The 20,500-nt window shown below is 68.9% G+C and carries 17 protein-coding genes; 10 read left to right on the top strand and 7 right to left on the bottom strand.

All coding sequences use genetic code 11. From position 1 onward, the window contains the following. Nucleotides 1-11 precede the first annotated feature (11 nt). Nucleotides 12-2,141: an O-linked N-acetylglucosamine transferase, SPINDLY family protein gene (locus BM345_RS25780; protein WP_093385578.1), complete on the bottom strand. Its 2,130-nt coding sequence runs from the start codon at nt 2,139-2,141 to the stop codon at nt 12-14. Nucleotides 2,142-2,241: 100 nt separating this feature from the next. On the opposite strand from BM345_RS25780, the gene pyrE reads away from it, so the two are divergent. Continuing rightward, nucleotides 2,242-2,952, top strand: coding sequence for an orotate phosphoribosyltransferase (gene pyrE, locus BM345_RS25785; protein WP_093385581.1), 711 nt, complete (start codon nt 2,242-2,244; stop codon nt 2,950-2,952). Nucleotides 2,953-3,014: 62 nt separating this feature from the next. After that, nucleotides 3,015-3,710 (top strand): DUF4124 domain-containing protein, encoded by a 696-nt coding sequence (locus BM345_RS25790; RefSeq protein ID WP_254790011.1) that lies wholly within the window; start codon nt 3,015-3,017, stop codon nt 3,708-3,710. Here the strand turns inward: BM345_RS25790 and gatB are convergent. From gatB to gatC, 3 genes are read right to left on the bottom strand one after another with little or no spacing between them, the layout of a single operon-like run. Then, nucleotides 3,679-5,169 (bottom strand): Asp-tRNA(Asn)/Glu-tRNA(Gln) amidotransferase subunit GatB, encoded by a 1,491-nt coding sequence (gatB, locus tag BM345_RS25795; protein ID WP_093385586.1) that lies wholly within the window; start codon nt 5,167-5,169, stop codon nt 3,679-3,681. The genes BM345_RS25790 and gatB overlap by 32 nt on opposite strands. 1 nt (nt 5,170) lies before the next feature. Beyond that, nucleotides 5,171-6,670: an Asp-tRNA(Asn)/Glu-tRNA(Gln) amidotransferase subunit GatA gene (gatA, locus tag BM345_RS25800; protein ID WP_093385589.1), complete on the bottom strand. Its 1,500-nt coding sequence runs from the start codon at nt 6,668-6,670 to the stop codon at nt 5,171-5,173. Further along, on the bottom strand, nt 6,670-6,969 hold the full coding sequence (gatC, locus tag BM345_RS25805) for an Asp-tRNA(Asn)/Glu-tRNA(Gln) amidotransferase subunit GatC (RefSeq protein ID WP_093385591.1): 300 nt from the start codon (nt 6,967-6,969) through the stop codon (nt 6,670-6,672). Before gatC ends, gatA begins: the two co-directional genes overlap by 1 nt. 213 nt (nt 6,970-7,182) lie before the next feature. Between gatC and BM345_RS25810 the strand changes: the two genes are divergently transcribed. The 4 genes from BM345_RS25810 (at nt 7,183) to mrdA (ending at nt 11,989) form a co-directional block, all read left to right on the top strand. Next, complete coding sequence (locus tag BM345_RS25810; protein ID WP_068643026.1) at nt 7,183-8,226, top strand: rod shape-determining protein; 1,044 nt, start codon at nt 7,183-7,185, stop codon at nt 8,224-8,226. 80 nt (nt 8,227-8,306) lie between these two features. Next, a complete protein-coding gene (gene mreC, locus BM345_RS25815) occupies nt 8,307-9,470 on the top strand; it encodes a rod shape-determining protein MreC (RefSeq protein WP_093385594.1) in 1,164 nt (387 codons plus the stop codon). Beyond that, on the top strand, nt 9,467-9,988 hold the full coding sequence (gene mreD / locus BM345_RS25820) for a rod shape-determining protein MreD (protein WP_093385596.1): 522 nt from the start codon (nt 9,467-9,469) through the stop codon (nt 9,986-9,988). Before mreC ends, mreD begins: the two co-directional genes overlap by 4 nt. A 33-nt stretch (nt 9,989-10,021) precedes the next feature. Next, nucleotides 10,022-11,989 (top strand): penicillin-binding protein 2, encoded by a 1,968-nt coding sequence (gene mrdA, locus BM345_RS25825; RefSeq protein WP_093385599.1) that lies wholly within the window; start codon nt 10,022-10,024, stop codon nt 11,987-11,989. A gap of 31 nt (nt 11,990-12,020) precedes the next feature. On the opposite strand, the gene BM345_RS25830 is transcribed toward mrdA, so the two are convergent. The 3 genes from BM345_RS25830 to BM345_RS25840 all read right to left on the bottom strand — a co-directional run bounded on the left by BM345_RS25830 (nt 12,021) and on the right by BM345_RS25840 (nt 16,415). Continuing rightward, the gene (locus BM345_RS25830; RefSeq protein WP_093385601.1) at nt 12,021-12,779 is read right to left on the bottom strand and encodes a sulfite exporter TauE/SafE family protein; all 759 of its coding nucleotides are present in this window, start codon (nt 12,777-12,779) and stop codon (nt 12,021-12,023) included. Between the two features lie 244 nt (nt 12,780-13,023). Further along, on the bottom strand, nt 13,024-14,691 hold the full coding sequence (locus BM345_RS25835) for a GMC family oxidoreductase (protein WP_093385604.1): 1,668 nt from the start codon (nt 14,689-14,691) through the stop codon (nt 13,024-13,026). A 212-nt stretch (nt 14,692-14,903) separates the two neighbouring features. Then, nucleotides 14,904-16,415 (bottom strand): CoA-acylating methylmalonate-semialdehyde dehydrogenase, encoded by a 1,512-nt coding sequence (locus BM345_RS25840; protein WP_093385607.1) that lies wholly within the window; start codon nt 16,413-16,415, stop codon nt 14,904-14,906. Between the two features lie 98 nt (nt 16,416-16,513). On the opposite strand from BM345_RS25840, the gene BM345_RS25845 reads away from it, so the two are divergent. The 4 genes from BM345_RS25845 to BM345_RS25860 all read left to right on the top strand — a co-directional run bounded on the left by BM345_RS25845 (nt 16,514) and on the right by BM345_RS25860 (nt 20,500). Continuing rightward, nucleotides 16,514-17,410: a LysR family transcriptional regulator gene (locus BM345_RS25845; RefSeq protein WP_093385610.1), complete on the top strand. Its 897-nt coding sequence runs from the start codon at nt 16,514-16,516 to the stop codon at nt 17,408-17,410. A gap of 70 nt (nt 17,411-17,480) precedes the next feature. Then, nucleotides 17,481-18,656, top strand: a complete 1,176-nt coding sequence (locus BM345_RS25850) for an MlaE family ABC transporter permease (RefSeq protein ID WP_093385679.1) — start codon at nt 17,481-17,483, stop codon at nt 18,654-18,656. Next, nucleotides 18,656-19,501, top strand: a complete 846-nt coding sequence (locus BM345_RS25855; protein ID WP_093385612.1) for an ABC transporter ATP-binding protein — start codon at nt 18,656-18,658, stop codon at nt 19,499-19,501. The genes BM345_RS25850 and BM345_RS25855 overlap by 1 nt, the downstream gene beginning before the upstream one ends. A 6-nt stretch (nt 19,502-19,507) precedes the next feature. Continuing rightward, nucleotides 19,508-20,500, top strand: a complete 993-nt coding sequence (locus BM345_RS25860; RefSeq protein WP_093385615.1) for an MlaD family protein — start codon at nt 19,508-19,510, stop codon at nt 20,498-20,500.

The following is a 20,500-nucleotide window of genomic DNA, read 5'->3' on the forward strand; positions in this document are numbered from 1 at the left end:
AAGGAGAGAGATCAGTGGTGGGGCATCGTCGGCGACGTCCCGGCGTCGGCGATTCGAAGGTGCTCGGGCGCCAGGCCCTGGCGCCGCCGCGCCTGCATGGCGTCGTAGGCGGCCTCCAGGTTCAATGTGAAGCGCGGAGTGTCGAACAAGGGGCTGGTCGCGCGGTTGGCGGCCAGTCGACCGCGCAGCTCGGCCAGTCGATCGGGCGAGCGCGCCAGCGCGAGCGCCAGGGCTTCGTAGCCGGGCAGGTCCCGGGTGATCAGCTCGGGCAGCCCGACGGCCTGCAGCAGGCTGGCCGCCACGCGGGAAGCGAAGCTCGCGCCCGCCAGCGTCAGCACCGGCAGCCCGGCCCACAGCGCGTCGCTGCAGGTGGTGTGGGCGTTGCAGTAGAGCGTGTCGAGGAAGAGGTCGGCGTGCGCGTGGCGCGCGAGGTGCACGTCCAGCGGCGCGCGAGCGGCCCAGACGATGCGCGCCGGGTCGATGCCGCGGCGGCGCGCCTCGTCGTCCAGCCTGTTCCTGGCCGTTGCGTTTCCTTCCAGCAGCCACAGCACGCTGCCGTCGACTGCGCCAAGCAGCCGCATCCAGACATCGAACATGTCTGGCGTGATCTTGTAGTTGTTGTTGAAGGACGCGAACACGAAACCCTGCGCAGGCAGGCCCTGGCTGGGACGATCGCCCGCTTGGGGGGCGATCCGCTTGGTGTTGTCGTTGGGCTGGTAGCTGTGGGGCAGGCGCACCACCTTCTCGCTGTAGTGGACGGCCTCGTCGTCCAGGATGAGCGTGCCGTCCGCCACGATGTAGTCCATGTAGTCGCAGCCCATGGTGCCCGGAAAGCCCAGGAAGTTGACCTGGATCGGCGCCGCACGGTGGGCGAAGATGTCGACGCGGCTGTCCTGGGTGAAGCCCTTGAGGTCGACAGCGATGTCGATCCCCCTGCTGCGGGCCAGCGCCGCGATCTCCGCGTCGCCCAGGTCGGACACCTCGATGAAGTGGTCGAAGGCCGCGACCAGCCGCTCACGCATGCCGTCGTGCACCTGCTTGCCGAAGGCAAAGGCGAACAGTTCGAAACGGGTGCGGTCATGGCACTCGAACATCCGTGCCATCAGCTGCGAGGTCGCATGCTCGTGGAAGTCGGCCGAGAAGTAGCCGATGCGGATCCTGCCTTCGTCCTTCGCCTCGGCGAAACCGCTGACAGCGACTCGCGCGGGGTGCTTGTCGCCCATGAAGCCGCGTGCGCAGGCCAGGAGCACGCCGGGGTCGGCGGGCGTCGCGGCCAGTGCGAACGGCGTCGAGGCCTTCTCGCCCCGGCGCACGCGCTCGAAGAGTTCCTGCCAGCGGCTTTCGAGGCCCTGCCAGTCGCAAAGATGCATGCGCGCATGCAGCGCCATGCCGTGCACGTATTCGGCATCCGGTGCGATTCGCTTGAGCTCGTCGAGGCAGGCCAGCGCTTCCTCGTAGCGCCGGGTGCCGCTGAGGGTCGCGGCCTTGTTCATCAGGACCTCGACGTCGCCGGGTTGCAGCGCAAGGGCGCGGTCGTAGCTCTGCAGGGCCTCGGCCGTGCGTGCGAGCTGGCTCAGCGTGACGCCGCGGTTGCTCCATGCAGCGACCATCCGGGCGTCCAGCCGCAGCGCCTGCTCGTAGCTCGCCAGTGCCTGCTCGAAGCGGTGCAGCGCGTCCAGGCTGCAGCCCATGTTGAAGTGCAGCTCGGGTGCATTGGGCTGCAGCCGGGCGGCTGCGGCCCAGCGGCGCAGGGCGGCTTCGTGCTCGCCCAGCCGGCTGTGGGCCACGCCCAGCTCGTGCAGGGCCTCGAAGAAGTCGCCGGCCTGCGCGATGGCGCGCTCGAAGGAAGCCATTGCGGCCCGGGCGTCGCCGCGCTCGAGCTGCGACCTGCCCAGGTAGAACCATGTCTCGGGCGAGCAATCCGGCCGCCCCGTGGCCTGCAGCAGCAGGCCCTCGCAGGCGGGCAGGTCGCCGCGGTTGCCCGCGATGTAGGCCAGCAGTTCGAAGGCGCGAGCCGGCGTGCTGCCGCCGCGGGCAACCAGGCTCTTGAGTACGGCCTCGGCCATGCCGGTCTGGCCGGCGCGGAAGTACTGGGTCGCGATCGCCAGATCGTGTTGCACGCCGTGGGTGCCGGAGGCCATTAACTACAATCCTTCACGGTCTTCGGCGCCCCGTTCGGCGGGCGTCAACCGGCAGCGGCCACTGGCGTTGCTGTTCAGTTCGTACAAGGGAATCACTTCAATGCCATCAGATTCGGTGAAGAACGGCGCGGGGCCCGCCGCCGGCGACAGCGCGCAGATCGCGCAGCAGTTCGTGCAGTTCGCGCTGGATTCGGGGGTGCTGCGCTTTGGCCAGTTCAAGACCAAGGCGGGCCGCATGAGCCCCTATTTCTTCAATGCCGGCCTGTTCGACGACGGGGCCAAAATGGCGCGGCTGGCCGAATTCTATGCAGACCGGCTGATCGCCAGCGGCCTGCAGTTCGACATGATCTTCGGCCCGGCCTACAAGGGCATCCCCCTGGGCGCTACCGTTGCCGCCGAACTGGCGCGGCGCGGACGCAACATTCCTTTTGCCTACAACCGCAAGGAAGCCAAGGACCACGGAGAGGGCGGCTCGCTGGTCGGCGCCCCGCTCAAGGGCCGGGTGCTGATCGTGGACGACGTGATGTCCGCCGGCACCGCTGTCAGAGAGTCGATCGCCCTGATTCGCTCGGCCGGCGCTTCGCCGCACGCGGTCGCGATCGCGCTGGACCGGCAGGAAAAGGCGACCGAAAACGGCGTCGACGTAGACCACAGCGCCGTGCAATATGTGCGCAACCAACTCGGCATGCAGGTTGTCGCGATTGCCACGCTGGACGACTTGCTTCAGTATCTGAACAGTCGGGCCGATAACGCCCTGACGGAGCACAAGGAAGCCGTGCTTGCCTACCGGGCCCGCTACGGGGCGGCCTGAAAAGCCACGGTATCCCGGCTTCGCCGATCCACTTCTTCCACTGACCGACCGAGGTGTTGCGGGTGCAGCAGTCCACCGTTCTTGCCATTGCCACCGGTTTCGTCCTGTTGACCGGCCCTGGCGCCGTCCAGGCCCAGCAGCCTTCCCGCGAGGCGGCGGCCGCCGGCATCTATTCCTGTGTCGATTCCAAGGGCCGGACCATCACGGCCGACCGGCCGATCGCCGACTGCGTCGACCGCGAGCAGCGCGAGCTCAACCCGAGCGGCACGGTCAAGCGCCGGGTCGACCCCACGCTCACCGCGCGCGAGCAGGCCGAGCGCGAGGAAAAAGACCGCCAGGCCCAGCAGGCGCTGCTGCGCGCCCAGGAAGAGCGCCGCCGCGAGCGCGCCCTGCTGATCCGCTACCCCACGCCGGCCGCCCACGACCGCGAACGCACCGAGGCCCTGGCCCAGATCGACGCCGTCATCCAGGCCGCCCGCAAGCGCCTGTCCGAGCTGGCGGTGGACCGCAAGAAGATCGACGAGGAACTGGAGTTCTACGCCAAGGACGTGAGCAAGGCGCCCAGCTCGATCAAGCGCGAGCTCGACGACATCCAGCAGAGCGTGGCGGTGCAGAACCGCTTCATCGGCGACCAGGACGACGAGAAGAAGCGCGTGAACGCGCGCTTCGACGACGAGCGCGCGCGCCTGTCCAAGCTGTGGCCGCCGCAGGCGGCGGCCACCGGCGTCACCCCAACCGGGACTTCAGCAAAGCGTTGACCTGGGCCGGGTTGGCCTTGCCCGCGCTGGCCTTCATCACCTGGCCGACCAGGGCGTTGAAGGCCTTGTCCTTGCCGGCGCGGTATTCCTCGATGTTCTTCGCGTTCTTGGCGAGGACGTCGTCGACGATCTTCTCCAGGGCGCCGGTGTCGTTCATCTGCTTGAGGCCCTTGGCCTCGATGACGGCATCCACGTCCTGGCCCTCGCCGCTCCAGAGCGCGTCGAAGACCTGACGCGCGGCGTTGTTCGACACCGTGCCGTCGCCGATGCGGGCGATCAGCTGGGCCAGCTGCTTCGCGTTCACCGGCGCGGCCTCGATGCCGATCTCCTGCGCGTTCAGCCGCCGCGCGATCTCGCCGGTGATCCAGTTGCTGGCCAGCTTGGGCGCGGCGCCCGCGGCCACCGCCTCGTCGAAGTAGCGCGCCAGCGCCACGCTCTGCGTGAGCTGGGCGGCGTCGTAGGCCGACAGGCCATGCGCGGCCTGGTAGCGCTCGGCCATGGCACGCGGCAGCTCGGGCATGGCCGAGCGCACGCGTTCGATCCACTCGGCCGGGATGGCCAGCGGCGGCAGGTCCGGATCGGGGAAATAGCGGTAGTCGGCCGCATCTTCCTTGGTGCGCATGGCGCGCGTCTCGCCCGTGTCGGGGTCGAAGAGCACCGTGGCCTGCTGGATCGCGTGGCCGTCCTCGATCTGCTCGATCTGCCAGCGGATCTCGTAGTCGATCGCCTGCTGCATGAAGCGGAAGCTGTTGAGGTTCTTGATCTCGCGCCGCGTGCCCAGCGGCTGGCCGGGCTTGCGCACCGAGACGTTGGCGTCGCAGCGGAAGGAGCCTTCCTGCATGTTGCCGTCGCAGATGCCGATCCAGGTCACGATCTTGTGCAGCTCCTTGGCATAGGCCACGGCCTCGGCGGTGGAGCGCATGTCGGGCTCGGTCACGATCTCCAGGAGCGGCGTGCCGGCGCGGTTCAGGTCGATGCCCGACTGCCCCACGAAGTTCTCGTGCAGCGACTTGCCGGCGTCTTCCTCCAGGTGCGCGCGCACCAGGCGCACGGTCTTGAACTCCTCGCCCAGGTAGAAGGACACCGTTCCGCCCTGCACCACGGGGATCTCGTACTGGCTGATCTGGTAGCCCTTGGGCAGGTCGGGGTAGAAGTAGTTCTTGCGCGCGAACACGCTGCGCGGCGCGATCGTGCTGCCCAGCGCCAGGCCGAGCCGGATCGCGCGCTCGACGGCGCCCTTGTTCATCACCGGCAGCGTGCCCGGCAGTGCCAGGTCCACCGCGCAGGCCTGCGTGTTGGGCGCGGCGCCGAAGGCGGTGGCCGCACGGCTGAAGATCTTGCTCGCGGTGGACAGCTGCGTGTGCGTCTCGAAGCCGATGATGACTTCATAGCCCTGCACCAGCGGGCCGGTGGGGCGGCCCTGCTGCTGGGCCTCGAAGGTGTTCACTTGTTCGCTCATGTCAGAAGCCCTCGGGCGTGCGCGTGTGCCAGTCGGTGGCCTGCTGGAAGCGGTGCGCCGCGTTCAGCAGCTTGGCCTCGCCGAAGTAGTTGCCGATCAGCTGCAGGCCCACGGGCAGGTGGCCGTCGAAGCCGGCCGGCACGCTCATGCCGGGCAGGCCGGCCAGCGAGCCGGGCAGGGTGAAGATGTCGGCCAGGTAGTCGGCCACCGGGTCGTCGCCGTGCTCGCCGATCTTCCAGGCCACCGTGGGCGCGGCGGGGCCGGCAATCACGTCGCAGTCCTTGAAGGCGTTCTGGAAGTCGTCGGCGATCATGCGGCGCACCTTCTGCGCCTGCAGGTAGTAGGCGTCGTAGTAGCCGTGCGAGAGGACATAGGTGCCGATCATGATGCGGCGCTTGACCTCGTCGCCGAAGCCTTCCTCGCGCGTCTTGCGGTACATGTCGTTGAGGTCGGTGTACTGCCTGGCGCGGTGGCCGAACTTGACGCCGTCGAAGCGGCTCAGGTTGCTCGACGCTTCGGCGGCGGCCAGGATGTAGTACACGGGAATCGACAGCTCGGTGCGCGGCAGCGAGACCACCACGCGCTTCGCGCCCAGCTTCTCGTATTCGGCCAGCGCGGCATCGACGGCCGCGCGCACGCCGGGCGCCACGCCATCGCCCAGGAATTCCCTGGGCACGCCGATGCGCAGGCCTTCCAGCGAGTCGTTCAGCGAGCGGGTGTAGTCCTCGGCGGGGCGGTCCAGCGAGGTGGAATCGCGCTCGGGGTCCGGGCCGCACAGGGTGCTCAGCAGCAGGGCGCAGTCCTCGGCGCTGCGCGCCATCGGGCCGGCCTGGTCCAGGCTGGAGGCGAAGGCCACCATGCCGTAGCGCGAGGCACGGCCGTAGGTGGGCTTGATGCCGGTGACGCCGCAGAAGGAGGCCGGCTGGCGGATCGAGCCGCCGGTGTCGGTGCCCGTGGCCGCAGGTGCCAGGCGCGCGGCCACGGCCGCGGCGCTGCCGCCCGAGGACCCGCCGGGAATGCGCTCCGGGTCCCAGGGGTTGCGCACCGGCACGGCCTTGTCGTGGCCCAGGGCCGGCACGGCCACGTTCTCGTTGGCCGAGCCCATGGCGAACTCGTCGCAGCTGAGCTTGCCCAGCGTCACGGCGCCGGCCTCGGCCAGCTTGCGCACCACGGTCGCGTCGAAGGGCGACTGGTAGCCCGCCAGGATCTGCGAGCCGGCGGTGGTCGGGAAGTCGGTGGTGACGAAGATGTCCTTGTGGGCGATGGGCACGCCGGCCAGCTTCGGCGCGTTGCCGGCGGCGAGCTTCTGGTCGGCGGCGCGGGCCTGCGCCAGGGTCGCGTCCTCGTTCAGCGCGACGAAGGCGCCGAGCTCGGGATGGGATTTCACCCGGGCGAGGAAATGCTGGGCGGCCTCGGTCGCAGAGACCTGGCGCTGCGCCAGGGCCTGCGAGAGTTGCGCCACGCCCAGGTTGTGGAGGTCCTTGTTGCTGTTGCTGCTCATCACTCGATCACCTTGGGCACGAGGAACAGGCCGGCTTCCACGGCCGGGGCGCTCTTCTGGTTGGCCTCGCGGTTGTCCGGCTCGGTCACCACGTCGTCGGCCAGGCGCAGGGTGATGTCCTCGATGGCCGCCACGGGGTGGGCGAGAGGCTCGACGCCGGTGGTGTCGACCGCACGCATGCGCTCGACCAGGTCGAAGAAGCCGTTGATTTGGGTGAGCATGCGCTCGCTTTCGTCCGCGCCCAAGTCAAGCTTGGCAAGCGACGCGATGCGCGCGATATCGGAAGAGGTCAGGGACATCGTTGGAATGGCCTTCGCGGCCGGCTGAAAACGCGGCCTGCAAAGGTGCCGCGAACGCTGTATCCAGAGGGGATTCGGGTATTATCCCGCCTTTGCCGCAACGCCCGCGAACGCGCCGGCATTGGCCGCAAAAGCGACCCTTCCACCCCCTTCAAAACGAAAAAGTGGGCGACGACATGCCGAAGCGCATGCGTGTCCCAGAGGATCCTGCACATGTTCGGAGCATTCCGTCGGTATCTTTCCACCGACCTCGCCATCGACCTCGGAACTGCCAACACCCTGATCTTTGCCCGCAACAAGGGCATCGTGCTCGACGAGCCCTCGGTCGTCGCTATCCGCCATGAAGGCGGCCCGCACGGCAAGAAGGTGATCCAGGCCGTGGGCCGCGAGGCCAAGGCCATGCTGGGCAAGGTGCCGGGCAACATCGAGGCCATCCGCCCGATGAAGGACGGCGTGATCGCCGACTTCGTGATCACCGAGCAGATGATCAAGCAGTTCATCAAGATGGTGCACCCGCGCTCGCTGCTGACCCCCAGCCCGCGCATCATCATCTGCGTGCCCTGCGGCTCCACCCAGGTCGAGCGCCGCGCCATCAAGGACGCGGCCGAAGCGGCCGGCGCCACTTCCGTCTACCTCATCGAGGAGCCGATGGCCGCCGCGCTGGGCGCGGGCCTGCCGGTGTCGGAAGCCTCGGGCTCAATGGTGGTGGACATCGGCGGCGGCACCACCGAGGTAGGCGTGATCTCGCTGGGCGGCATGGTCTACAAGGGCTCCGTGCGCGTGGGCGGCGACCGCTTCGACGAGGCCATCATCAACTACATCCGCCGCAACTACGGCATGCTCATCGGCGAGCCCACGGCGGAAGTCATCAAGAAGAGCATCGGCTCGGCCTTCCCCGGCTCCGAGGTGAAAGAAATGGAAGTCAAGGGGCGCAACCTCTCCGAGGGCGTGCCGCGCAGCTTCACCATCAGCTCCAACGAAGTGCTGGAAGCGCTCACCGAGCCGCTGAACAACATCGTCTCCTCGGTCAAGAACGCCCTGGAGCAGACCCCGCCCGAGCTGGGCGCGGACATCGCCGAGCGCGGCATGATGCTCACCGGCGGCGGCGCGCTGCTGCGCGACCTGGACCGCCTGCTGGCCGAGGAAACCGGCCTGCCGGTGCTGGTGGCCGAAGACCCGCTGACCTGCGTGGTGCGAGGCTGCGGCATCGCACTGGAACGCATGGACCGCCTGGGCAGCATCTTCACGAGCGAATGACCGGCCGCCCCTGCTGCGCACACCGCGTGTGCCTGTGGGGCCAAAGCTTCCCAATCGCTCAGCACGTGGCATAAACACGCATGCCGCTCGGCACCCTTGATCGAACCGCGCCGCCCCTGTTCAACCAGGGGCCGTCGGCGCTGAGCAAGCTGATCTTCTTCAGCGCGCTGGCCCTGTTCCTCATGGTGGCGGACGGGCGCTTCCACCTCGTCCAGCCGATCCGCAGCGTGATCGGCACCGTGCTCTACCCCGCCCAGTGGCTGGCCCTCAAGCCGGTGCAGATGGTGCTGGGCGGCAGCAAGTACTTCGACGACCTGCAGACCGCGCAGGGCAACGAGGCGCAGGCGCGCAAGGCGCTGGCCAGCCAGGCCGAGCGCGCCAGCCAGGCCGACGCCATGGCGCAGGACAACGCCCGCCTGCGCGGCCTGCTGGAACTGCGCCAGACCACCATCACCCCCGGCCGCGCGGCCGAGGTGCTCTACGACGCAGCCGACCCCTACAGTCGCAAGGTGGTCATCGACCAGGGGCAGACGCACGGCATCACGCCCGGCTCGCCGGTGATCGATGCCGACGGCGTGCTCGGCCAGGTGACGCTGGTGCAGGCCTTCACCAGCGAAGTGACGCTGGTGATCGACCGCGACCTGTCCATCCCCGTGCAGAACACCCGCACCGGCGCGCGCAGCGTGGCCTTTGGCGATGCCACCGCGCACAGCGCCGGCATGGAACTGCGCTTCATGGGCGCGAACGCCGACCTGCGCGAAGGCGACCTGCTGGCCACCAGCGGCGTGGACGGCGTCTACCCGGCCGGCATCCCGGTGGCGAAGATCGATCGCATCGAGCGCCGCGCCGACTCGGCTTTCGCCCGCATCTACTGCGTGCCCATCGCCACCGTCTCGGGCGCGCGCTACGTGCTGGTGCTGGCGCCGGTGGGCGAGCAGGTGCCGCGCATCGCGCCCGCCACGCCCGACCCGGCCGCGGCCAAGAAGAAGGACAAGGACGCCAAGGCCAAGGCCGACGCGAAGAACAACAAGGGCAAGCCGGGCGACAAGGCGCCGGCGGACAAGCCCGCGGACAAGGCGGCCGAGGCATCTGCGCAAAAGCCCGGCGCAGCGCAGCCCGCGGCCAAGCCGGCCGAGTCGAGCGCGCAGAAGCCCGCCGCCCAGCCCGCCGCGAAGCCCGCAGCCGCGCCCGTTTCCAGGCCGCCGGCCGCCGCCGCGCCCAAGCCTGAAGGGAGGACGCCATGATCATGCGCCCCGGCCAGCAACAGCTCCTGCTGCCGCTCAGCCCTGCCTTCATGTGGGCCACGCTCTTCGTGGCCATGCTGCTGAACATGCTGCCCCTGGGCCGCATCGGCTGGATGCCCGACCTGCTGGCGCTGGCCATCGTCTTCTGGGGCGTGCACCAGCCGTCCCGCGTCAGCATCGGCATCGCCTTCATGTTCGGCCTGGCCATGGACGTGCAGCAATCGGCGATCCTGGGCCAGCATGCGCTGTCCTACACCACCCTGGGCTACTTCGCGACCAGCATCCACCGGCGGCTGCTGTGGTATCCGGTGTTCTCGCAATCGCTGCAGGTGCTGCCGCTGTTCGCGCTCTCGCACCTGATCGAGCTGGGCATCCGCATGATCGGCGGCGGCGTGTTCCCCGGCTGGTCGCTGATGCTGGCGCCGGTGATCGAGGCGGCGCTCTGGCCGCTGGCCACCAGCGTGCTGCTGGCGCCGCAGCGCCGCGCGCCCGAGCCGGACGCCAACCGGCCCTTGTGAAACTAAGAGCGGCTTCCTAAGCTCTCAAGGCGCATGACCGAGATTCGCAACGTCGCAGCCGACCTGGCGCGCTTTCGCCGGCGCGTGGTGGTGATCAGCCTTGCCGTGCTGTTCGCCTTCGGCCTCCTGTGCGCGCGTCTCGTTTTCCTGCAGGTGGTGCGCCACGAGGACCTGGCCGAGCAGGCCGAGAGCAACCGCACCGCGGTCGTTCCGGTGGTGCCCAACCGCGGCCTCATCCTGGACCGCAACGGCATCGTGCTGGCCTCCAACTACTCGGCCTACACGCTGGAGATCACGCCCTCGAAGGCAGGCGACGTGGAAGAGACCATCGACACCCTGTCCGAGGTGGTCGACATCACGCCGCGCGACCGCCGCCGCTTCAAGCGCCTGCGCGAGGACTCGCGCAGCTTCGACTCGGTGCCCATCCGCACGCGCCTGTCGGACGAGGAGGTGGCCCGCTTCGCCGCCCAGCGCTACCGCTTCCCGGGCGTGGAGATCAAGGCGCGCCTGTTCCGCAACTACCCCCACGGCGAGACCGCCAGCCACGTGCTGGGCTACATCGGCCGCATCAACCAGCGCGAGAAAGTGGCGATGGAGGACTGGGAGGAAGAGGACCAGGCCAACTACAAGGGCACCGACTACATCGGCAAGCTGGGCGTGGAGCAGAGCTACGAGAAGCCCCTGCACGGCCAGACCGGCGTCGAGCAGATGGAGACCTCGGCCGGAGGCCGCGCGGTGCGCCGCCTGGCCAGCCACCCGTCCACGCCCGGCGACACGGTGATGCTGGCGCTGGACATCAAGCTGCAGAAGCTGATCGAGGACATGTACGGCGATCGCCGCGGCGCCGTGGTGGCCATCGACCCCAAGACCGGCGAGGTGCTGGCCTTCGTCAGCAAGCCCACCTTCGATCCGAACCTGTTCGTGGAAGGCATCGATACGGAAAGCTGGAAGGAGCTGTCCGAATCCATCGACAAGCCGCTGCTCAACCGCGCGCTGCGCGGCACCTACCCGCCCGGCTCCACCTACAAGCCCTTCATGGCGTTGGCGGCCCTGCAGACCAACAAGCGCGCACCCGGCACGCAGGTGCTCGACCCGGGCTACTTCAACTTCGGCGGCCACCGCTTCGGCAGCCCCGAGGGCTACCTGGGCAACGTGGACATGCGCCGCTCGATCCAGGTGTCCAGCAACATCTACTACTACTCGCTGGCCAACGAGATGGGCGTGGACCTGATCCACGACCAGATGAAGCCGCTGGGCTTCGGCCAGATCACCGGCATCGACATCGGCGGCGAGGTGCGCGGCGTACTGCCCAGCACCGAGTGGAAGCGCAACGCCTACAAGCGCGCCGAGGCGAAGAAGTGGTATGCCGGCGAAACCATTTCGCTGGGCATCGGCCAGGGCTACAACAGCTTCACGATGCTGCAGCTCGCGCAGGCCACCAGCATCGTGGCCGCGAACGGCATCAAGCACCGCCCGCACTTGGTGCTGGCCACGCGCGATACCGTCACCAGCGAAACCAAGCCCCTGCAGCAGCCGCCCGGCGAGGACATCGGCCTGAAGCCTGCCAACGTCGCCGTCATCCGCGAGGGCCTGGCCAGCGTGGTCACGGGCGGCACCGCGCGCGGCGTGTTCGCCGGCGCGGGCTACGCGGCGGCTGGCAAGACCGGCACGGCGCAGGCGGTGGGCATGGCGCAGAACGCCAAGTACAACGCCAAGGCACTCGAAGAGCACCAGCGCGACCATGCGCTGTTCACGGCCTTCGCGCCGGTGAACGATCCGAAGATCGCAGTGGCGGTGATCGTCGAGAACGCGGGCTGGGGTGCCGGCGCCGCTGCGCCCATCGCGCGCCGTATCTTCGACTACTGGCTGCTGGACCAGTACCCCAGCGAGGCCGACATGGCCGCCATCCGCCAGGGCAAGGCCACCGCGCCCATCGGCAAGCCGCGCGTGGCCAGCGAAGTGGCCTGGCCCGCACCCGCCAGCGCGCCCTCGGCGCCCTGATCGGCCGGCCGGCGTTGCGCCCGCCTGCGGGCTACTTGAAGAAGGCGTCGTACGCCGTCTTCACGATGAGCGCGCTCACCACCACCATGAAGACCTTGCGCACGAAGCCGGCGCCGTGCTTGAGCGCCACCCGCGCGCCCAGCACGCTGCCGATCACGTTGGCCACCGCCATCATCAGGCCGTAGTGCCACCACACGTGGCCCTTCATGGCCAGCAGCAGCAGGGCGCCCAGGTTGGTGGTGGTGTTGAGCAGCTTGGCCGAGGCCGAGGCGTTGAGGAAGTCGTAGCCCAGGATGCGCACCATCGCGAAGATGAAGAAGCTGCCGGTGCCCGGGCCGAAGAAGCCGTCGTACACGCCGATCACGAAGCCGATGCTGCACATCACGGCCATCTCGGCGCGCGCAGCGAAATTGGGCGAATGGTGGCGGCCGAGGTCCTTGCGCGCCAGCGTGTAGAGCAGCAGGCCCAGCAGGATGACGGGCAGCAGCTTGCGCAGGAATTCGCCCGGCACCAGCGTGAGGACCCAGGCCCCGGTGAGGGCGCCCGCGAAGGCGCAGCCGGCGGCGGGCAGCAGCGCATGCCAACGCATGTGCACGCGGCGGCTGAACTGGGCGGTGGCGGCGGCCGTGCCCCAAACCGAGGCGCTCTTGTTGGTGCCGAAGAGGGTGGCTGCCGGTGCGCCGGGGAAGACCGAGAACAGCGCCGGGACCAGGATCAGCCCGCCACCGCCAACGATCGAGTCCACGAAGCCCGCGAACAGCGAAGCGAGGGTGATGACGATCCATTCCATGAGGGGCGGGATTGTCCCATCGTCGCCGCTATGGAATTGATAGCGCCCAAATGCGGTGCACAAAAGAAAAGGCGCCGACCAGCGGCGCCTTTATCAAAAAAACGGCATCTCGACGGATGCCTTGTGTCTCGTGTCTTCGAATTCTCTGGATACCGAATTTGTCTCCTCGGCCCCCGCGCTGCGGGAGGCCCCCGGCTGCGAGTGCATGGACTTTAAAGGCATGCACCGCCCAAGTGCATTGGGATTAACCCGCCTCGTGCACCATCATGGTAGCGCTGTCCTGGCGCACCCAGGCGGCGGCCTTCTCCGCGATCATCAGCGTGGGGCTGTTGGTGTTGCCGCTGGTGATGGTGGGCATGGCGCCCGCATCCACCACGCGCAGGCCGGCGATGCGCCGGCCGCGGCCGTCGCGCACGCGCAGGCGCGAATCGAGCACGGCCATCGTGTCGTCGTCCGCACCCATCTTGGTGGTGCCCACCGGGTGGAAGATGGTGGTGGCGATGTCGCCCGCCAGGCGCGCCAGTTCCTCGTCGCTCTGGTATTGGACGCCCGGCTTCCATTCCTGCGGCTTGAACTTCGCCAGTGCCGGCTGGGCTGCGATGTGGCGCGTGACGCGCAGCGAGTCGGCCGCCACCTTGCGGTCTTCATCGGTGCTCAGGTAGTTGGGCGCAATCGCCGGGGCATCGGCAAAGCGGGGGCTGCGGATGTTCACCGTGCCGCGGCTGGTCGGGTTGAGGTTGCACACGCTGGCGGTGAAAGCCGGGAAGCTGTGCAGCGGCTCGCCAAAGGCATCGAGCGAAAGCGGCTGCACGTGGTACTCCAGGTTCGGCCATTCGAGCGTGGGCGAGCTCTTCGTGAACGCGCCCAACTGCGAGGGCGCCATGCTCATCGGGCCGCTGCGCTTCATGGCGTATTCCAGGCCGATCTTCGCCTTGCCGAACAGGGAGGAGGCCAGCACGTTGAGCGTGGGCGCGCCCTCGATCTTGAACACCGCGCGGATCTGCAGGTGGTCCTGCAGGTTGGCGCCCACGCCGGGCAGGTCGGCGAGCACCTCGATGCCTTGGCTGCGCAGCAGCTCCGCCGGCCCGATGCCCGAGAGCTGCAGGAGTTGCGGCGAGCCGATGCTGCCCGCGCACAGCAGCACCTCGCGGGTGGCGTGCGCATGCACCATCTCGTGCCCGTCCCACACCTGCGCGCCGGTGCAGCGCAGGCTGCCGTCGTCCTGGCGCTCGATGTCGAGCCGGGCGACCTGCGCGTTGGTCCACAGCTCGAAATTCGGCCGGCCATAGCAGGTGGGCCGCAGAAAGGCCTTGGCGCTGTTCCAGCGCCAGCCGTCCTTCTGGTTGACCTGGAAGTAGCCCACGCCCTCGTTGTTGCCGCGGTTGAAGTCGGTGGAGTGCGGCACGCCGGCCTGCTGCGCGGCCTGCGCGAAGGCGTCGAGGATGTCCCAGCGCAGGCGCTGCTTCTCGACACGCCATTCGCCGCCCGCGCCGTGCAGTTCGTCGGCGCCCAGGTAGTAGTCCTCGTGCTTCTTGAAGGCCGGCAGCACCTCGCTCCAGCGCCAGGTGTCGTCACCCGTGACCTGCGCCCAATGCTCGTAGTCGCGAGACTGCCCGCGCATGTAGATCATCCCGTTGATGCTCGAGCACCCGCCCAGCGTCTTGCCGCGCGGGTAGCGCAGGCTGCGGCCGTTCAGGCCCGCGTCGGGCTCGGTGTTGTAGAGCCAGTCGGTGCGCGGGTTGCCGATGCAGTAAAGGTACCCCACCGGGATGTGGATCCAGTGGTAGTCGTCCCTGCGCCCCGCCTCGATCAGCAGCACCCGCTTGCTCTTGTCCGCAGACAGGCGGTTGGCCATCAGCGCGCCGGCCGTGCCGCCGCCGATGACGATGTAGTCGAAGGTCGTGTCGCTCAAGGGATGTCTCCTTTTTATTCTGGGCAAGTCCGTCGCTCATCAACCCGCGAGGCCAGCAACACACCGAGGAACCGGCTTCGCCGGGCCTCAGGTGTGGTCGCCTCCTCGGGAGGTGGCGAACTACACGGAGCGAAGCGAAGTGAGAAGCCGGGAGGCCTCAGTGCTGGTGGCGAATTACACGCCGCGTGAGCGGCGTGAAAAGCCGGGGGGCTTCAGTGCGCAGTCGGCATTGCGAACTCGGCACCCTTGCCGATGCTCTCCGGCCAGCGCTGCATCACCGACTTCTGCTTGGTATAGAAGCGCACGCCTTCCTCGCCGTAGGCATGCATGTCGCCGAACAGCGAGCGCTTCCAGCCGCCGAAGCCGTGCCAGGCCATGGGCACCGGGATCGGCACGTTGATGCCCACCATGCCCACCTGGATGCGGCGCGAGAACTCGCGCGCCACGTTGCCGTCGCGCGTGAAGCACGAGACGCCGTTGCCGAACTCGTGCGCGTTGATCAAATCGACCGCCTCTGCCAGGTCGTGCACGCGCACGCAGGACAGCACCGGGCCGAAGATCTCTTCCTTGTAGATGCGCATCTCGGGCGTGACGTGGTCGAACAGCGTGCCGCCCATCCAGAAGCCGTCGCCACAACCCGCGCCGGCGGTGTTCGCATCGAAGCCGCGGCCATCCACCAGCAGCTGGGCGCCTTCCTTCACGCCCTGCTCGATGTAGCCGGTGATGCGCTGGTGCGCCGCGCGGGTGACGATGGGGCCCATCTCGGCCGCCAGGTTCTCACCATGAAGCACCTTGAGCGTCTTGGCGCGCTCCACCAGCTTGGGCAGCACCTTGTCGGCCGCATCGCCCACCAGCACCGCCACGCTGATGGCCATGCAGCGCTCGCCGGCCGAGCCATAGCCCGAGCCGATCAATGCGTCCACCGTCTGGTCGATGTCCGCATCGGGCATCACCACCATGTGGTTCTTCGCGCCGCCCAGCGCCTGCACGCGCTTGCCGTGCCGCGCCCCGGTCTCGTAGATGTAGTTGGCAATGGGCGTGGAGCCCACGAAGCTGATCGCCTTCACGTCCGGATGCTCCAGCAGCGCGTCCACCGCGACCTTGTCGCCCTGCACCACGTTGAACACGCCGTCGGGCAGGCCGGCCTTCTTCAGCAGCTCGGCCATCAGCAGCGAGGGGCTGGGGTCGGTCGGGCTGGGCTTGAGGATGAAGCAGTTGCCCGCGGCGATGGCCACCGGGAACATCCACATCGGCACCATCACCGGGAAGTTGAAAGGCGTGATGCCCGCCACCACACCCAAAGGCTGGCGCAGCGTCCAGTTGTCGATGCCGGTGGAGACCTGCTCGGTGTAGTCGCCCTTGAGCAGCTGCGGGATGCCGCAGGCGAACTCCACGATGTCGATGCCGCGCGTGACCTCGCCCTGCGCGTCGGTGAACACCTTGCCGTGCTCGGCGGTGATCAGGTGCGCCAGTTCGTCGCGGTGCTGGTTGAGCAGCTCCAGGAACTTGAACATCACCCGCGCGCGGCGGATCGGCGGCGTGTCGGCCCAGGCCGGGAAAGCGGCCTGGGCGGCAGCCACCGCAGCGTTCACGTCCTCGGCAGACCCGAGCGCCACCTTGCCGGTGACGCGACCGCTGGCCGGGTTGGTCACGTCCTGCGTGCGGCCGGAGGTGTTGGCCGCAGGGCGGCCGCCGATGTGGTGCTCGATATTTGCAATGCTCATGGTGGTTCTTTGCGGGCTGATGACGGGCGAGTGTCATTCCTTCAAGAGGAATTCGCCAATGATTTCGCCTAAATGGGTTTATAAATCGCCCAAATACCATGACTCAGGCGGCCGATCTGCAGATTCTGCGCGCCTTCGCCGCCGTGGCGCGCGAGGGCAACGTGTCACGAGCGGCGCAGCGGCTGCACCTGTCGCAGCCGGCGGTGAGCCTGCAGCTCAAGCGCCTGGGCGAGCTCACCGGCCTGGCGCTCTTCTCGCGCACGCCACAGGGGCTGGCACTGACTTCCGACGGCGCGGCGCTGCTGCCGCAGGCCGAGCGGGTGCTGGCGGCGCTCGCGGACTTCCAGCATTCCGCCCAGCGCCTGCAGAGCACGGTGCGCGGCACCTTGCGCATCGGCACCATCCTCGACCCCGAATTCACCCGCCTGGGCGCCTTCCTGCGCGAGCTGGTCGAGGGCGCGCCGCAGGTGGCCACCGAGCTGCGGCAGGGCATGAGCGGCAGCGTGCTGGCGCAGGTGCAGGCGGGTGAGCTGGACGTGGGCTTCTACCTCGGCGATGCGGCCGAGGATTCGGACGGCCTGCTGGCCGCGCGCACGCTCAGCCGCTTCCACTACCGGGTCGTCGCGCCCGCCGGCTGGGGTCCGCAGGTGCTGGGGCGCGACTGGAAAGGCCTGGCCGCCTTGCCCTGGGTGGCCACGCCACCCGAGTCGGCGCACCACCGCATGCTGGCCGGCGTGTTCGGCCCGCGCGGCCTGGCGCCGCGTCGCGTGGCGCTGGTGGACCAGGAGGCCTCGATGCTGGACCTGATCAAGTCCGGCGTGGGCCTGAGCCTGGTGCGCGACGCCATCGCCATCCGCGAAAGCCAGGCGCATGGCCTGGTCATTGCCGACCGTGTGCAGCTGGCCTGCGCCCTGCAGTTCGTGTCGCTGGCGGCGCGCGCCGACGAGCCGGTCATTGCCGGTGCATGGGCAGCACTAGGACGGGCGTGGCCATGACGTTAGGATGGCGGGCTTCAAGTGTTGCCGAATGCATCCGGCAGGCCGACCCGGCACCCAACCGTTGACCATGCCTCCGTCCGCGCTGCAAGCAGCGCCGTCCTCATCCCGTTCCTCCGATCCGAACGCGTCCGACGCGGACCGGCCCCGTCTGGAACGGCCCGCGTCCGGCGCCATCGAGGCGCACGGCTGCTGGACCGCGCTCGCCTTCTCCTCGCAGCGCGACTGGAAGGCGCTGGCCGCGAGCCTGCGCAACGCGCCGGCGGCCGACGCGGCATGGGACCTGCGCGCCATCGGACAGCTCGACCACATCGGCGGCCAGATGCTGTGGAACCACTGGCAGCACCAGTGGCCGGCGCAACTGGAAATGAGCCCGCCGCAGCGCGCGGTGCTCGAGCAGGTGGCCCAGTACACGGTGCGCGAGCCGGAAGACCCGAAGCCCACGCTGTGGGACTTCTTCCTGCGCTTTGCCGACCGCGGCCCGCACATGCTGGAGACCACGCGGCGCTTCGTCACGCTGATCGGCCAGTTCGTGCTCGACCTGGGCACCATGCTGCGCGCGCCGCACCGCGCGCCCTGGCGCGACATCTCCGGTCACCTCTACAGCACCGGCGCGACCGCGCTGCCCATCACCGCGCTGGTGGGCCTGCTGATCGGCGTGGTGCTGGCCTACCTGACCTCGCAGCAGCTGCGCCAGTACGGCGGCGAGACCTTCATCGTCAACATCCTGGGTCTGTCGCTGATCCGCGAACTGGGGCCGGTGCTGGCGGCGGTGCTCATCGCCGGGCGCTCGGGCTCGGCCATGACGGCGCAGATCGGCGTGATGCGCGTCACCGAGGAGCTGGACGCGATGCGCGTCATGGGCATTCCGCACGGCTTCCGGCTGGTGCTGCCGCGCGTGCTGGCGCTGGCCGTGGCCATGCCGCTCATCAGCCTGTGGACCTCGGCGGCCGCCATGCTGGGCGGCATGATCGCGGCCGACCTCAGCCTGGGCATCTCGCCCGGGTACTTCATGCAGGCTCTGCCGCGCGCCGTGCCGCTGGCCAACATCTGGCTGGCGCTGTCGAAGTCGGCGGTGTTCGGCGTGCTGATCGCGCTCATCGCCTGCTACCACGGCATGCGCGTGCTGCCCAACACCGAGAGCCTGGGCCGGCGCACCACCAGCTCGGTGGTGATCTCGATCACCATCGTGATCCTGGTCGATGCGCTGTTCGCGGTGCTCTTCAAGGGCGTGGGGTTCCGTTGATGAGCGAGCCGATCATTTCCTTTCCTTCCGCCGACGGTGAGCCGGCCCCCGCCGACGAAAGCGCGGTGGAGATCCGCAAGCTGTGGACCGTGTTCAAGTCGCCCGGCCGGCCGCCCCAGGTGGTGCACCGCGACCTGGACCTGAGCATCCGGCGCGGCGAGGTGCTGTCGCTGGTGGGCGGCTCGGGCACCGGCAAGACGGTGCTGCTTCGCCAGATCCTCGGGCTGGAGAAGCCCACGCGCGGCGAAGTCTCGGTGTTCGGCGCCAAGCCGGGCGAACTGAGTGCGGCCGGCGCCGCCCGGGTCGGCATGCTGTTCCAGCGCGGCGCGCTGTTCTCGGCCTTCAACGTGCTGGACAACATCGCCTTCGCGCTGCGCGAACTGAAGGTGCTGCCCGACGAGCTGATCCGCGATGCCGCGATGGTGCGGCTGCAGATGGTGGGCCTGGGCCCCGAGCATGCGCACAAGATGCCCTCGGCCCTGTCGGGCGGCATGATCAAGCGGGTGGCGCTGGCGCGCGCGCTCATCATGGACGCGCCGCTGCTGCTGCTGGACGAGCCCACCGCCGGCCTGGACCCCGAGAGCGCCGACGACTTCTGCGACCTGCTGCGCAGCCTGCACCGCGAGCTGGGCCTCACGGTGGTGATGGTCACGCACGACCTGGACACGCTGTTCGACCTCAGCACGCGCATCGCGGTGCTGGCCGACCAGCACGTGGTCATCACCGGCACCGCGTCCGAGGTGATGGCCAACCCGCATCCCTTCATTCAGAAGTACTTCCTGGGCGGACGGGGGCTGCGCGCGGCGCAGGCCCTGCACGAGCCGCCCTCGCAACCCGGAAGGTAGAACGACATGGAAAACAAGGCCCATGCTTTTGTCGCCGGCGCCTTCGTCATCGGCCTGATCGGCCTGATCGTGGCGCTGGTGCTCTGGTTCACGCACGACACGGCGGTGCGCAACATCTACGAGATGTCCACCAGCGACCCTGTCAGCGGCTTGCAGCCGCAGGCCACGGTGCGCTTCCGGGGCGTGTCGGTGGGCAAGGTGCAGTCCATCGACTTCGACCCCAAGGTGCGCGGCAACGTGCGGGTGCGCATCTCGGTGGACGAGCGCGTGCCGCTCACCAAGTCCAGCTATGCCGCGCTGAGCTACCAGGGCGTGACCGGGCTGGCCGCCATCGCGCTCAACGACGACGGCACTTCGCAGGAACAACTGGTGCCCGACAACAGCAACCCGCCACGCATTCCGCTCAAGCCCTCGACGCTGGCCAAGCTGCAGGAGCGCGGCGAAGCCATCCTGGAGCAGGTGGAGGACGCTGCGCAAAAGGTGAACGCGCTGGTGAGCGACGAGAACCGCCAGCGCGTGGCCGAGGCGCTGGAGAACATCGCGCAGGCCGCCAAGAGCGCCAACCAGCTCACGAAGAACCTGGATGCCACCGTCAAGGAAGGCCTCACGCCCGCCCTCAAGGCCATTCCTCCGCTGGCCGACAACACGCGTGCCGCGCTGGGCACGGTGAAGCAGGCCGCGAGCGACGTCTCGCGCGTGGCCAACAACCTCAACAGCACGGTCACCCGCATCAACGCCGAGGGCGGCCCGCTGGACCGGCTGGCCGCGGGCACCGAAGGCCTGGGCCAGGCGCTGGACTCCTTCAACATGACCACGCTGCCGCGCGTCAACCGGGTGGCGGACGACGCCGCGGTCGCGGTGCGCCGCCTGGGCCGCGCGGCCGAGAACATCAACGAGAACCCGCAGTCGCTGCTCTTCGGCAGCGGCAGCGTCGTGCCCGGTCCGGGCGAGCCTGGTTTCGCCACGCCGGCCGTTCCCGCCACCGCGGCACGCCCCTGA

It is taken from the genome of Variovorax sp. OV329, from assembly GCF_900114785.1.
GTDB lineage: Bacteria > Pseudomonadota > Gammaproteobacteria > Burkholderiales > Burkholderiaceae_C > Variovorax.